At 67.4% G+C, this 12766-nt stretch carries 14 protein-coding genes; 3 read left to right on the forward strand and 11 right to left on the reverse strand.

Annotation, left to right across the window (positions count from 1 at the left end):
* Nucleotides 1-24: 24 nt before the first annotated feature.
* From HB681_RS15255 to HB681_RS15280, 6 genes are read right to left on the reverse strand one after another with little or no spacing between them, the layout of a single operon-like run.
* The gene (locus tag HB681_RS15255) at nt 25-807 is read right to left on the reverse strand and encodes an SDR family oxidoreductase (RefSeq protein ID WP_213955683.1); all 783 of its coding nucleotides are present in this window, start codon (nt 805-807) and stop codon (nt 25-27) included.
* A gap of 8 nt (nt 808-815) precedes the next feature.
* Nucleotides 816-2459, reverse strand: coding sequence for an acyl-CoA synthetase (locus HB681_RS15260; RefSeq protein ID WP_213955684.1), 1644 nt, complete (start codon nt 2457-2459; stop codon nt 816-818).
* A gap of 1 nt (nt 2460) precedes the next feature.
* Complete coding sequence (locus tag HB681_RS15265) at nt 2461-3000, reverse strand: carboxymuconolactone decarboxylase family protein (RefSeq protein WP_213955685.1); 540 nt, start codon at nt 2998-3000, stop codon at nt 2461-2463.
* A gap of 32 nt (nt 3001-3032) precedes the next feature.
* Nucleotides 3033-3659, reverse strand: a complete 627-nt coding sequence (pcaG, locus tag HB681_RS15270) for a protocatechuate 3,4-dioxygenase subunit alpha (protein ID WP_213955686.1) — start codon at nt 3657-3659, stop codon at nt 3033-3035.
* The gene (gene pcaH, locus HB681_RS15275) at nt 3656-4399 is read right to left on the reverse strand and encodes a protocatechuate 3,4-dioxygenase subunit beta (protein ID WP_213955687.1); all 744 of its coding nucleotides are present in this window, start codon (nt 4397-4399) and stop codon (nt 3656-3658) included. The genes pcaG and pcaH overlap by 4 nt, the downstream gene beginning before the upstream one ends.
* A 30-nt stretch (nt 4400-4429) precedes the next feature.
* On the reverse strand, nt 4430-5824 hold the full coding sequence (locus tag HB681_RS15280) for an MFS transporter (protein WP_213955688.1): 1395 nt from the start codon (nt 5822-5824) through the stop codon (nt 4430-4432).
* A gap of 323 nt (nt 5825-6147) precedes the next feature.
* On the opposite strand from HB681_RS15280, the gene HB681_RS15285 reads away from it, so the two are divergent.
* Nucleotides 6148-6330, forward strand: a complete 183-nt coding sequence (locus HB681_RS15285) for a hypothetical protein (protein WP_213955689.1) — start codon at nt 6148-6150, stop codon at nt 6328-6330.
* Nucleotides 6331-6342: 12 nt separating this feature from the next.
* On the opposite strand, the gene HB681_RS15290 is transcribed toward HB681_RS15285, so the two are convergent.
* Together HB681_RS15290 and HB681_RS15295 are read right to left on the reverse strand one after the other, a co-directional pair.
* Nucleotides 6343-7149, reverse strand: a complete 807-nt coding sequence (locus HB681_RS15290; RefSeq protein ID WP_213955690.1) for an alpha/beta hydrolase — start codon at nt 7147-7149, stop codon at nt 6343-6345.
* Between the two features lies 1 nt (nt 7150).
* Nucleotides 7151-8455 (reverse strand): O-acetylhomoserine aminocarboxypropyltransferase, encoded by a 1305-nt coding sequence (locus HB681_RS15295; RefSeq protein WP_213955691.1) that lies wholly within the window; start codon nt 8453-8455, stop codon nt 7151-7153.
* Nucleotides 8456-8599: 144 nt separating this feature from the next.
* Between HB681_RS15295 and HB681_RS15300 the strand changes: the two genes are divergently transcribed.
* Nucleotides 8600-9055, forward strand: a complete 456-nt coding sequence (locus HB681_RS15300; protein WP_213955692.1) for a CBS domain-containing protein — start codon at nt 8600-8602, stop codon at nt 9053-9055.
* On the opposite strand, the gene HB681_RS15305 is transcribed toward HB681_RS15300, so the two are convergent.
* The 3 genes from HB681_RS15305 to HB681_RS15315 form a co-directional block, all read right to left on the reverse strand.
* Nucleotides 9010-9579, reverse strand: a complete 570-nt coding sequence (locus HB681_RS15305; protein WP_213955693.1) for a hypothetical protein — start codon at nt 9577-9579, stop codon at nt 9010-9012. The genes HB681_RS15300 and HB681_RS15305 overlap by 46 nt on opposite strands.
* Nucleotides 9580-9586: 7 nt before the next feature.
* Nucleotides 9587-10285: a hypothetical protein gene (locus tag HB681_RS15310; protein ID WP_213955694.1), complete on the reverse strand. Its 699-nt coding sequence runs from the start codon at nt 10283-10285 to the stop codon at nt 9587-9589.
* Between the two features lie 349 nt (nt 10286-10634).
* The gene (locus HB681_RS15315) at nt 10635-11999 is read right to left on the reverse strand and encodes a homoserine dehydrogenase (protein ID WP_213955695.1); all 1365 of its coding nucleotides are present in this window, start codon (nt 11997-11999) and stop codon (nt 10635-10637) included.
* 441 nt (nt 12000-12440) lie between these two features.
* Between HB681_RS15315 and HB681_RS15320 the strand changes: the two genes are divergently transcribed.
* The gene (locus HB681_RS15320; protein WP_213955696.1) at nt 12441-12683 is read left to right on the forward strand and encodes a hypothetical protein; all 243 of its coding nucleotides are present in this window, start codon (nt 12441-12443) and stop codon (nt 12681-12683) included.
* The last annotated feature ends 83 nt before the right edge of the window (nt 12684-12766 follow it).

The following is a 12766-nucleotide window of genomic DNA, read 5'->3' on the forward strand; positions in this document are numbered from 1 at the left end:
AGGTGCTTTCTTGTACGGGGAGTTTCAAAGCGAGCTGACCAGGTGCCCGCCGTCCACCGCGAGTACCGCGCCGGTCATGTGGGAGCCGGCCGGGCTGGCCAGCAACAGGAGCGGGCCGTCCAGGTCTTCGAGTTGGCCGAAGCGGCGTGTCGGGATGCGTGCGCGCAGCTTGTCGCCGGCCTCGCTCTGGAGGAAGTCGCGGTTCAGGTCGGTGACCACGTAGCCCGGAAGGATCGCGTTGACGCGAATGTCGTAGCGGGCCAGTTCGAGCGCCATCGCCTTGGTCGCCTGCACCACGCCGGCCTTGGAGATCGCATAGGGCGCGACGCCGCCCGCCACGCGCTCACCGAGGATGGACGCGATGTTGACGATGCGGCCGGCCTTCTTCGCGGCGACCATCCGGCGCGCCGCTTCCTGCGCGACCATCCAGCCGCCCTTGAGGTTGGTGCCGACCACGGAATCCCAGTCCTCCTCGGTGTGCTGCAGCAGCGACTTGGTGACCGTCACGCCCGCGTTGTTGACCACGATGTCGGCGGGGCCGCCGCAGGCGCGTTCGAGTTCGTCGAAGCAGGCGACGATGCTGGCGCCGCTGGTCACGTCCAGGCTCAGCGCGATGCATTTGCCGCCGAGCGCCTGCACCTCTTCCACCAGCGCGCCGAGCTTGTCGGCGCGCCGCGCGACGACGACCAGTTCAGCCCCGGCCTTCGCCAGCGTGAGTGCGAAGCGGCGGCCGAGCCCGCTCGACGCGCCCGTCACCAGCGCGCGCTGGCCGTCGACGCGGAACATGTTCTCGATGCCTTGTGTCATGGCGGTGCTCACAGCAGTGCGGCTTGCTCGCGCAGCACGTTCTTCTGGACCTTGCCCGTCGCCGTCTTCGGCAACTCGCCGAACACCACGTTCTTCGGGCATTTGAATCCCGCCAGGCTGGCGCGGCACCACTTGATGATTTCCTCCGCGCTCACTTCCCCGGCGTCGGCCCGGAGCGTGACGAAGGCGCAGGGCGTCTCGCCCCACTTCTCGTCGGGCTTGGCCACCACCGCCGCATCCATGACCTTGGGATGCCGGTAGAGCACTTCCTCCACTTCCAGCGTCGAGATGTTCTCGCCGCCGGAGATGATGATGTCCTTCAGCCGGTCCTTGATCTCGATGTAGCCGTCGGGGTGCATGACGGCCAGGTCGCCGGAGCGGAACCAGCCGCCCTTGAACGCTTCCTCGGTGGCGGCCGGATTGTTCAGGTAGCCCTTCATCACCGTGTTGCCGCGGATCGCGATCTCGCCGACCGTTTTGCCATCAGAGGGTGCACGGGCGCCGGTCTCGATGTCGAGCACGGCGATCTCCTGCTGCGTCGGCATCGCGACGCCCTGGCGCGCCATCTTGGCCGAACGCGCGGTCAGGTCGAGGCCGTCCCAGTCGTGCTGCCAGGCGCACAGCGTGGCAGGGCCGTAGGTCTCGGTCAGGCCGTAGAGGTGCGTGATCTTGAAGCCGATGCGTTCCATCGCCTCGATCACCGCGCTCGGCGGCGCGGCGCCGCCGGTCGCGACTTCCACGCGGTGGGCGTACGGGTCCTTCGGCAGGGTCGGCGAGTGCAGCAGCATGTTGAGCACGATCGGCGCGGCGCACAGGTGCGTGATGCGCTCGCTGCCGATCAACTCGAAGATCCGCGCCGGGTCGACCGTGCGCAGGCACACGTGCGTGCCGCCGACCAGCGTCACGGCCCAGGTGTAGGTCCACCCGTTGCAGTGGAACATCGGCAGCGTCCAGAGGTAGGCCGTGTCGGGCGTCAAGCCGAAGGCCAGCGCATTGCCCATCGCGTTGAGGTACGCGCCACGGTGGTGGTACATCACGCCCTTCGGGTCGCCGGTGGTGCCCGAGGTGTAGTTGAGCGCGATGGATTGCCACTCGTCGGTCGGCAGCTTCCATTCGAAATCCGGATCGCCCTGTTCGAGGAAGGACTCGTAGTCGACCTTGCCGATCGCCATCGAATCCCCATGGCCGTCCTTGCCGGTGGCGACGTCGACGATGTCGATCACCAGCGGCGGCGATTCCAGCCCCTGCAACGCCTCGCGCATCGGCTTCACGTAGTCGCGGTCCGCGATCAGCACCTTGGCCCGGCTGTGCTTCAGGCCGAAGCCGATCGCCGGCCCATCGAGCCGCGTGTTGATCGTGTTGAGGATGGCGCCCGCCATCGGCACGCCGTAGTGCGCCTCGAGCAGCGCCGGGACGTTGGGCGCCATGATCGCCACCGTGTCGCCGAGGCCGACACCGGCCTTGGTCAGCGCCGATGCAAAGCGCCTGCAGCGCGCATACAGCTCGGCATAGCTGATGCGCCAGTCGCCATGCACCACCGCCGTCTTGTTCGGATAGACCTTGGCGGCGCGCTCCAGGAAGCTCAGCGGCGACAGCGGGACGTAGTTCGCCTCGCGACGGAGCAGGCCGTCGTCTTGGTTGGAGGAGATCATGTCACTCCCCGGCCGCGTCGATGTCCAGCACGACCAGGAAGCGCGACACCATGTTGTAGCCCGCGATGGTGCCCATCAGCTCCACCAACTGTTGCTCGCCGAACAGCACGCGCGCCTTCTCGATGATCTCCTTGCGCACCTTGACCTGGCGCGTCATGTCCAGCGTCAGCCGCAGGGCCACGCGCTCGTGCTCGTTGAAGAGGGCAGTGTCGTAGCAGGCGGCGGTGACGTCGTCGAGCGCATCGAGCTGCGCCTGCGTGCCGTTGGCGGCCAGGAACTCGGGCGCGTGCTGGATCCATTCGTAGTCCGCGTTGTTGAGCCGCGCGACCGCGCAGATCGCCAGTTCGTTGATATGGCGTGGCACCTGCAGCTGGTTGCGGATGGCTGCGAACATCTCGTTCCAGCCGCGGGCGAAGGCCGGGCTGTGCAGCAGCATGCGGTCCAGGTTGAGCAGCTTGCCGCTGGAGCGGCGCTTGCGGATGGTGGCGGCCAGTTCGGCGACTTCGGGGTCGTCGACGTTGCAGTATTCGATGTTGGGCACAGGGTGTCTCCTGGTGTTGGATTCGTGAAGAGTCAGATGTCGAAGAAGACGGTTTCGCCGTCGCCTTGCAAGCGGATGTCGAAGCGGTAGACCACCTGGCCGTCGCGCGTCTCGCGCTGCGCGATCAGGGTCTTGCGGCGCACTTCCCATTCGATGAGGTTCAGCACCGGGTCCCTGGCATTGGCCTCGGCTTCGTCGCTGAAGTAGAGCCGCGTGTGCAGGCCCAGGTTGATGCCGCGTGCGACGATCCACAAGGCGATGTGCGGCGCCATCGGCCGGCCCTTGCGGCCTTCCACCACGCCGGGCTTGATCGTCTCGAAGCTGTAGATGCCCGTGTCGAAGTCGCTGCACGCGCGCCCCCAGCCACGGAAGGATGGGTCGACCGACTTGCCGGCCTGCCGGTCTGCGGGATGGTTGTACGCGCCGTCGGCGTTGGCCTGCCAGCATTCGATCAGCACGTCGCGCACCGGCGTGCCCGAGCCGTCGTACACCGTGCCCTCGATGCGGATGCGCTCGCCCTTCGTCTCGGGCGTCACCAGCACGTTGCCGAAGTTCTTCTCGAAGATGTCGAAGCCGGCCTGGTTCGGTGCCAGGCCGATGTGCACATAGGGCCCGGCTGTCTGGGAAGCGGTCTCGCGCAGCAGCTTGGTGGTGTTCATGCCTTGGCTCCTTGCACGAAGTTCTCGAACAGCGTGGCACGGTGGCCGCGCAGGATGATGTCGAAGCGGTAGGCGCGGCTGTCGAGCGGCACGAAGGCGCTGGTGTCCTGCATCGCGATCAGGCCGCGGATCTGTTCCTCGCTCGGCACGATGCCCAGGATCGGGCAGCTCCAGATCAGCGGGTCGCCCTCGAAGTACATCTGCGTGATGAGGCGCTGCACCCAGCCGTCGCCGGAGATGGCGTAGTGGATGTGGGCCGGCCGCCAGTCGTTGACCCGGTTGCGCCACGGGTAGGGGCCGGGGCGGATGGTGCGGTAGGCGTAGTAGCCGTTCGCGTCGGTCAGCATGCGGCCGCAGCCGCCGAAGTTGGGATCCAGCGCGCCGATGTACTGGTCCTTCTTGTGACGGTAGCGACCGCTCGCGTTGGCCTGCCACACCTCGACCAGCGCATTCTTCACCGGCCGGCCGTACTGGTCGCGCACATAGCCGTGCACGATGACGCGCTCGCCGATGGGCAGGCCGTCCTTCGAGGCGTTCATGATCAGGTCGTTGTCGAGCGGGCCCAGTTCCTCGGGGCGGAACACCGGGGCCGTCACTTCGGTCAGCGACTGCTGCAGCGAGATCAGCGCGTTCCGCGGGCTGCGCAGGATGCTGGTCTTGTAGGGCGGGGAATAGGCGGGCGGATGCGAGGTGGTGTCGCGCATCATGAATTCATCGCCGGGTGCGGCGGCATGCGTCATCTTTGTCTCCTTGTCGTTCGGGTTCTGGCGTCAGGCCTTGGCGCTGGCGATGGCCTGCGCCCGCAGCCGGTCGTATTCGGCCTTGGGCACGGGCACCGCGTCGGCGTTGCCAAGGTCGTTCATGCGCACGCGATAGGTTTCGCGGGCGGTCCAGGCCGCGATGGCAGCCACCGCGCAGATGGCCAGGGTGATGGCGCCGATGGTCATCGGGATGCCGGTCGCGCCGGGGGGCGCCACGCTGACGAAGAGCGCCGGCAGCAAGGCCGACACCAGCGTGCCGAGGTTCTGCGAGATCGCCATGCCCGAGACACGGGTGCGGGTCGGGAACATCTCCGGATAGAAGCTCGGGAACACCGCGTTGTAGCCTTGGTAGACCACGCCCCACATCAGCAGCGAGAAGATGATCGCCATCGGCACGCTGTGGATGCTGATCGCGTAGAGGTAGCCGAAGGACAGCAGGCCGGAGACGATCGCACCCACCATGATCGGGATGCGCCGGCCGATCTTGTCGGCCAGGTTGCCGACGAAGGGGATCACCAGCACCGCGACGATGTTGCCCATCACGGGGATCCACAGGTACACGTCCGCCGCGAAGCCGATGCCGTAGCCCGGCTGCACCGCGTAGGCCGCGCCGAAGATGGTGGTCACCACCGGGATCACGTTCATCAGCGAGCAGCACATCACGCGCAGCATGTCGCGCCAGCTTTCCTTGACGGCCTGCACGATGGGCGCCTTGGGCAGTTCGCCGTGCTCGCCTTCCTCGGCAAAGGCGGGCGTCTCGTCGACTTCCTTGCGGATGATGTAGCCGGCCACGATCACGATGAAGCTCAGCAGGAACGGGATGCGCCAGCCCCAGCTGTTGAACGCGTCCTTGTCCATGAAGTGCGCCAGCGGCAGGAACACCGCGGCCGCGAGGATCTGGCCGGCCTGCACGCCTTGCAGCGTGAAGCTGGCGAAGAAGCCGCGGCGCCCGAACGGGGCGTGCTCCAGGATCATCGAGCTGGCGCCGGAGATCTCCCCGGCCACCGCGAAGCCCTGGATCAGGCGCAGCGCGACGAGCAGCGCCGGCGCCCACAGGCCGACCTGGTCATAGGTCGGCAGCAGGCCCACGGCCACGGTCGAGAAGCCCATGAGGAACATGCAGACGATCAGCACCATCTTGCGGCCGTGGGTGTCGCCCCAGTGCCCGAGGAAGAAGGCGCCGATGGGGCGGGCCACATAGCCCACGCCGTAGGTGGCCAGCGACGCGATGATCGCGACCTTGGGATCGGTCTTCGGGAAGAAGATCTGCGGAAAGATCAGCGACGCCGCAGTGGCGTAGATGAAGAAGTCGTAGTACTCCAGCGCCGAGCCGATCCAGCCACTGGCGGTGGCTTTCCTGGTTTGGTTCCTGGCGTGGGGATCGTGGGAAGAGGTGCTTGCCATCGGTTGTCTCCGGTGTGAATTTGTTGACGTTTGGAGGTGCCCCCCTAAGGTATCCAGCCCCTCCGCGGGTCGCAACGAATGCCTTTGACACAACGGCGCTCATCGACCACCTTGCACGATGAACGATCGTTTTAATGGTTTCTACCAATGCCGATGAGCGGTCTGGAGCCCGGCGCGCGGTGCCGGTTGTCGCTATCGCTGTGCTCGTACGAGCGCGTGGCGAACTCCGCCGGCAGCAAACTGTCGGTTCGGTTCGTGGGTTCTCCGGCTGGGCGAGAACCTGCCTGGATGCGGCCTGTTTGCCGCCCGTGGTGCAGCCGGGGATGACTGACCGGTTCCGGCGATCGGCGTCACTCGCGGATGCGCGCCTGGTGGCCTGCAACAGCCAAGTCGCAAGTGCCTGCCGTGCATCGGCTGGCTGCATGCCTTGGCCGCGCGAGTCGGTGATCGCGGAATTGGTGCCTGCGTTGAGCGAGACGGCGCAGGCGCTGCGGCCGCCGCTCTGACCGCGCCGGTCCTCAGGCGCCCAGGAAATCCTTCAGCGCGAACAGCGTCTGATCGGGCGCCTCGGTCATCAGCGCATGGCCGGCCGGCACGGTGACCACCTTCGCGCCGCGCGCCTTGGCCGTCAGCGCCTTGGCGGCGCGCGGCGGCGTCATCTGGTCGGACTCGCCGAGCAGGAACAGCACCGGGCAAGTGACCGCGGCCATCGCCGCCTCGCCGTTCGCGTAGTCGTTGCAGGCCTTGAAGCCAATGTGGAACACATTGGCCTCGCGGTTGCTCGCGAGCACGCGCCGCATCAGGGCGCGCGAGCCGCCCTGCAGCCAGGTGCCCGGTCCGAGCGAGGAGGGTGGCGGCGCCAGCAGCGAATGCGAGAAGGTGTTGACCATGTCGATGGCGCGCTGCGGCGCGTTGAGCGCGCCGTCCAGCAGGGCCGGCGACACCGTCATCGGACAGGCGGTGCCGACCAGCGCCAGGTGCGAGACGCGTTGCGGCGCACGCGCGGCGGTCTCCAGCGCGATCAGCGAGCCGAAGCTGTGGCCGACCAGCGCCGCCTTGTCGACGCCCGCCGCGTCGAGCAGCGCCAGCATGAAGCCTGCCGCCTCCTCCACGCTCGCCGGCGGCTTGCCTTCGCTCCTGCAGTGACCCGGCAGGTCGAGCGCCAGCACGTTCCAGCCGTGGTTGGCGAACCATCGGCTCTGCAGGATCCAGACGCTGTGGTCGTTCAGCACGCCGTGGATGAACACGACGGTGGGCTTGGCTGCGTCGAAGGACTTGCCGCCGGTGTAGCAGTAGGTGGTATGGCCGTTGACGGTGTAGTTCATGTCACGCCTTCTCCGCGGCCTTGAGTGCGCGCTTCAGGTCGTCGATGAGATCGGCGGGATCCTCCAACCCGATCGACAGGCGGATCGTCCCCTGCGAAATCCCTGCCCCCGCCAGCGCCTCGTCCGTCATCCGGAAATGCGTCGTGCTGGCCGGGTGGATCACGAGGCTGCGGCAATCACCGACGTTGGCCAGATGGCTGAACAGCTTCAGCGCCTCGATGAACTTCTTGCCCTGCTCGCGCGTGCCCTTCAGGTCGAAGCTGAACACCGCGCCCGCGCCCTTGGCCCCGTGCCGCAGCAGCTTGTTCGCCAGCGCATGGCTCGGATGCGACTCGATCAGCGGATGCCCGACATGCGAGACGAAGGGATGCGCCGCCAGGAACTCGACCACCTTCTGCGTGTTGTCGATGTGCCGTTCCATGCGCAGCGGCAGCGTCTCGATGCCCTGCAGGATCAGCCACGCGGTGTGCGGGCTCATCGATGCGCCGAAGTCGCGCAGGCCCTCGCGGCGCGCGCGCAGCAGGAAGGCGCCGACCGTGCTTTCCTCGCTGAACACCATGTTGTGGAAGCCGTCGTAGGCCTCGGTCAGTTCCGCGAACTTGCCCGAGCGCTCCCAGTCGAAGCTGCCGCCGTCCACCACCACCCCGCCGATCACCGTTCCGTGGCCCGAGAGGAACTTCGTCGCCGAGTGATAGACCAGGTCCGCGCCCCAGTCGAAGGGCTTGATGAGGTAGGGCGAGGTCAGCGTGGAGTCGACCAGCAGCGGCACGCCCGCCGAATGCGCGATGTCGCTCACGGCGGGGATGTCCAGCACGTCGAGACCGGGGTTGCCGACCGTCTCGCCGAACAGCAGCTTCGTCTCCGGGCGGATCGCGGCGCGCCAGCCGTCCAGGTCGCCGGGCTTGACGAAGGTGGTCGAGATGCCGAAGCGCCGCATCGTGTAGTGCAGCAGGTTCTGCGAGCCGCCATAGAGCGCGGTGCTGGCCACGATGTGCGAGCCGGCGCCCATCAGCGTCGCGATGCTCAGGTGCAGTGCGGCCTGTCCGCTGGCCGTGGCGATGGCGCCGATGCCGCCTTCCAGCGCGGCCACGCGCTGCTCCAGCACCGCATTGGTCGGGTTGCTGATGCGGCTGTAGACATGGCCCGCGCGCTCCAGGTTGAACAGCGCAGCGGCATGGTCGCTGGACTCGAAGACGAAGGAGGTGGTCAGGTGGATCGGCACCGCGCGCGCGCCGGTGGCGGGGTCGGGCGCCGCGCCCGCGTGCAGTGCGAGCGTGTCGAAACCGGGATCGGAATAGCCTGGCATGAGGGCCTTTGGTTGGGGCAGGAATTCGGCGCGACCCGCCGACCCCTGCAGCGATGCGGTGGGCGGCGCGGGCGCCTCGGTGGGCGATGATTGTGGGCTATATTCAATTCGCATTCGCCACCGCCCAGCAGAGGAAAAACCACCATGAAAGTCAGCGACATCCTGCGCGTCAAGGGCAGCACCTTGTTCACCGTCACGCCCGACGAGACGCTCCTGGTGGCAGTCAACACGATGGCCGAGAAGGACATCGGCTCGCTCGTCGTCATGGAGCATGGCGACCTGGTGGGCATGCTCACCTTCCGCGAAGTGATCCAGGCCATCGTGGCCAATGGCGGCGGTGTCGGCAGCACGCTGGTGCGCAAGGCCATGGACGACCATCCGGTCACTTGCACCATGGAAACCGAGCTCGACGAGATCCGCCGCATCATGCTCGAGCAGCATGCCCGCTACATGCCCGTGATGGACCAGCGCATGCTGATGGGCGTGATCAGCTTCTACGACGTGGCCAAGGCGGTCGTCGACAGCCAGAACTTCGAGAACAAGATGCTCAAGGCCTACATCCGCGACTGGCCTTCGGAAGACGTGTCCGGCAGCAACTGAGCCGGCTGCGTCGTCGGCACGTCGAAGCCGCGGAGCCTGTCGCGGCCCCTGGCGAGGACCGCCGCGCTCCGGGCGCGAGGCGAGGGCAGCCGGAACTTGCCCGCGCACCTGTGGCAGGCGCAGTCGGTGGCCACCGACAGCCACATGCCGCCATCGACGGCGCGCACCGAGACGAGGCCCTTGCACAGCGGGCAGGTCTGGCTGACGCCTGCGGACCGACCGTACTGGGCGATGGCCCGGGCGCTGGCGTTCTCGCAGGCGATTTCCCATGCGGCCTCGGGCATGGCCGCCTGTTGCTGGAGCTTTTCGGCGTCGGGTCCGGCGAAGCGCGCCAGCACGGGGTAGGCTGCCCAGACCAGCAGGAAGGCAGCCCCGTATTCCATGGCGTTCCACGCATCGATGTCGCCGGAACTGCTCCCGTCGGCGTGGCGTTTGTACGCGTGCCAGGCGACGAGCAGCAGGCCGCTCATCACCAGGCGGCCCAGGGTCTTGGCAATGACTTCGAGCATGGCGGGTTCGCTCACACCTTCTTCAGGTCTGGTCCTTGATGTTGCGCGCCACCTGCTGCGCAAGGCCCTGGATGCCGGCGTCGATGCTGGCAACGACCTCTGCCGGGCGGTCCACCAGCGATTCGAAGTCCGGGAAGCGGAAGCGCTCGGGCGCCGGCACGCTCCAGGAGGCCTCGCCGCGCGCGTCGGCGCCGTAGTAGATCGATTCGCCATACAGCGAGCCGACCGTGCCACGGCCCACGAGGTCCACGCTGATGTTGACGCGCGGCTGGTAGTAGCGCGAGAACTTGGCAGAATCCATGCCCGCTTCGCCGAAGTAGACGTGCAGCACGGGAGCGGTCCCCGGCAGCTTGTCGATGTCGACGGCGTAGGGGTCCTTGCGATCGGGCCAGTCGAGCACCTCGGCGTCATAGCCTTGGCGGCGCAATTGCTCGACGAGGGCGGCCGTGAGCTTCGGGCCCATGGCGTTGCGCTCGGAGGCCATCTTCTCGTCGAAGATGTTGCTCTTGATGCGATTGGCGATGGCCGACGCGATGACGCCGCCGATCAGGTTGTTGTAGGTCCAGAAGCGGTCTGGCGGCAGCACCGGCAGCACGAGGATCTTCTTCACGACCGGCCTGGGCGCCTCCGGCATGGAACTGCGCGAGCAGCCCGTCAATGCGACGGCGCCAAGTGCTGCGGCGGCGGCCGACAGCACGAACTTTCTTCTCGTTGAACTCATCGATTTCTTCCCTGAAACATCCCTGGAGGCGCGATGCTATCGAGGAAGAACGGTGTTGAGGCACTGTTGCTTGGCAATTGTTCACGACCAAGACACATTACGGTGTGAATGTTTCTCAGTGGCTGCGCTTCGTTGGCGCGGGCTGCGGGAACTGCCAAATAAATCACTGGCCGGGACGCGCGCGCAGGCCGCCCCGGCCGACGCCTCGGAGGAGTGGCGTCAGAAGGTGTGAAGATTTCGTAGCGAGGGCGCCTGCCGGGAGGCCGGTTCGCGGACCGGAACCCCACTCTCGTGCGGTGAGGACCGCACACCCGAGATCGGTGGCCGCAGTAGGAAGATTCATACCTTCTCAGGCCATCCAGTCTTCCACGCGCAGGGTCGTGACCCGGCCCGCCAGCGCGGGATGGGCATGCAGCGCCTGCACGGCCTGGTCGTGATCGGCCTGCACCACCGTCTCGGTCAGCACCAGCACTTGCGGGCCGATGCCGGGCTGCGCGTCGGCGAGCGCAACACGGCGCACGGGCACCTGCCGCGCCGCCAGCCAGTTGGCCATCGCCTCGGCCTGGCTGGCGTCCGCCACCGGTATCCGCAGGTAGTGCGCGCCGCACACGTCGGCGCGCGGGAGCACCGGCAGATCACGCACCGCATGGGCCTGGAAGCCCAGGTGCGGCACGCGTTGCGCGGCACGGGTGCCATCCAGCCGCGCGATGTCCACCAGGTCGGCGATGACTGCGGAGGCGGTCTGCTCGGAGCCGGCGCCCGCGCCGTAGTACATCGTGATGCCGGCCGCATCGCCCTTGATCATGACGCCGTTCATGGAGCCGTGCACCTGCGCCAGCAGGTGCGTGGCGGGCAGCAGCGCGGGCTGGACGCGCAGTTCCACGCCGTGCGCCTGCCGCCGTGCGATGCCCAGCAGCTTGACGCGGTAGCCCAGTTGCTCGGCGCAGGCCACGTCCAGGCGCGAGAGGCCCGTGATGCCCTCGACCTGCGCATCGGCGAATCGGATCGGCATGCCGAACGCATTGGCGGCCAGCAAGGAGAGCTTGTGCGCGGCATCGGTGCCTTCGACATCGAAGGCCGGGTCGGCCTCCGCATAGCCCAGCGCCTGGGCCTGTGCGAGCGCCGTGTCAAAGTCCAGCGCCTCGTCGCGCATCCTGGAGAGGATGAAGTTGCTGGTGCCGTTGATGATGCCGGCGACCCATTCGATGCGGTTCGCGGCCAGCCCTTCGCGCAGCGCCTTGACGATGGGGATGCTCACCGCCACCGCGCCTTCGTAGGCCACGGCCACGCCGTTGCGCCGGGCGGCGTCGAGGATCTCCGTACCATGCACGGCCAGCAAGGCCTTGTTGGCTGTGACGACGTGCTTGCCGTGGGCGATGGCGGCCAGCACCCAGTCGCGCGCGGGGCCGGTGCCGCCTGCCACTTCGACCACCACGTCGATGCCGGGATGGGCGGCGACCTGCAGCGGATCGTCGGTGAGCGTCACGCCTGTGTCGCCCACGATCTCCGCAGCCCGGCCGAGCTGGCGGGCGGCGACGATGACGATCTCGATGCCGCGCCCAGTGCGCGCGACGATGTCGGCCTGGTTGCGGCGCAGCACGCGGAAGGTGCCGGCGCCAACGGTGCCGATGCCGATCATGCCCACGCGCAGGGGGCGAAGACTGGCCGGCACCTGGTGCTCGGGCTGGAAGGACTGGACGGGATCGCGATACATGAAACTTCTCCTGGCAAAAACAAAAAAACCCGGCTGCCAGAGCTGGGTTTCTTGGGATTCGCTGGAGAAGCGGAAGAGACACCAGGTGGCTGCCGAAGCGGCCACCTGCGCGTGCTCAGGTGGCCGCGGCGGTCATGGTGGTAATCATTCGTGCATCCACTGCTCGCGCGAAGGCGAGCGGCATCGCACGGCGCCGGGGAGCGGCGTTGGATGCGAGGGGGAGGGGATGGGACGACATGAGCCGGCAAGTGTAAGGCAGGTTCTGGTGGTGGGCCTCGGGCGGGCTCGCGCCGAGCCCGATGCATTGCGCCTGAGGCCAAGCGGAAGAAGGACGCCTGGCACTTGCTGAATCAGGGACTTCGGCGGTTGGTTCAGCCAAACCGGGGCGACCAGCGGTACAACCTGAAAAGCAACCTGCGCACCCCCGGCGAGGAACCCCGAATGACCACCGTGCAAATCGATCTGCCCGAGCAACTGGCCCAGCAAGCCCGAAGTGCTGGCCTGTTCTCGCCCGAGAAGATGGAAGCCATCCTGCGCGCGCAACTGCGCCGCGAAGCCGTCGAGGGCCTGAGAGCGCTGCACGCGCGTGAGCCGGTCAAAGAGCACACGCCCGAGATCGAGCAAGAGATCGTGGACATCGTGCGCGAGGTGCGCGCCGAGCGCCGCCAGCGCAACACCAACTGATGGCGGCGCCTGCAGCGCCCGGTCACCAACGACTGCTGCTTGACACCAACGTGGTGATTGGCGCGCTGCTGTGGAGCGGCCCT

It is taken from the genome of Variovorax sp. dw_954 (genome assembly GCF_018449755.1).
Classification (GTDB): Bacteria; Pseudomonadota; Gammaproteobacteria; order Burkholderiales; family Burkholderiaceae_C; genus Variovorax.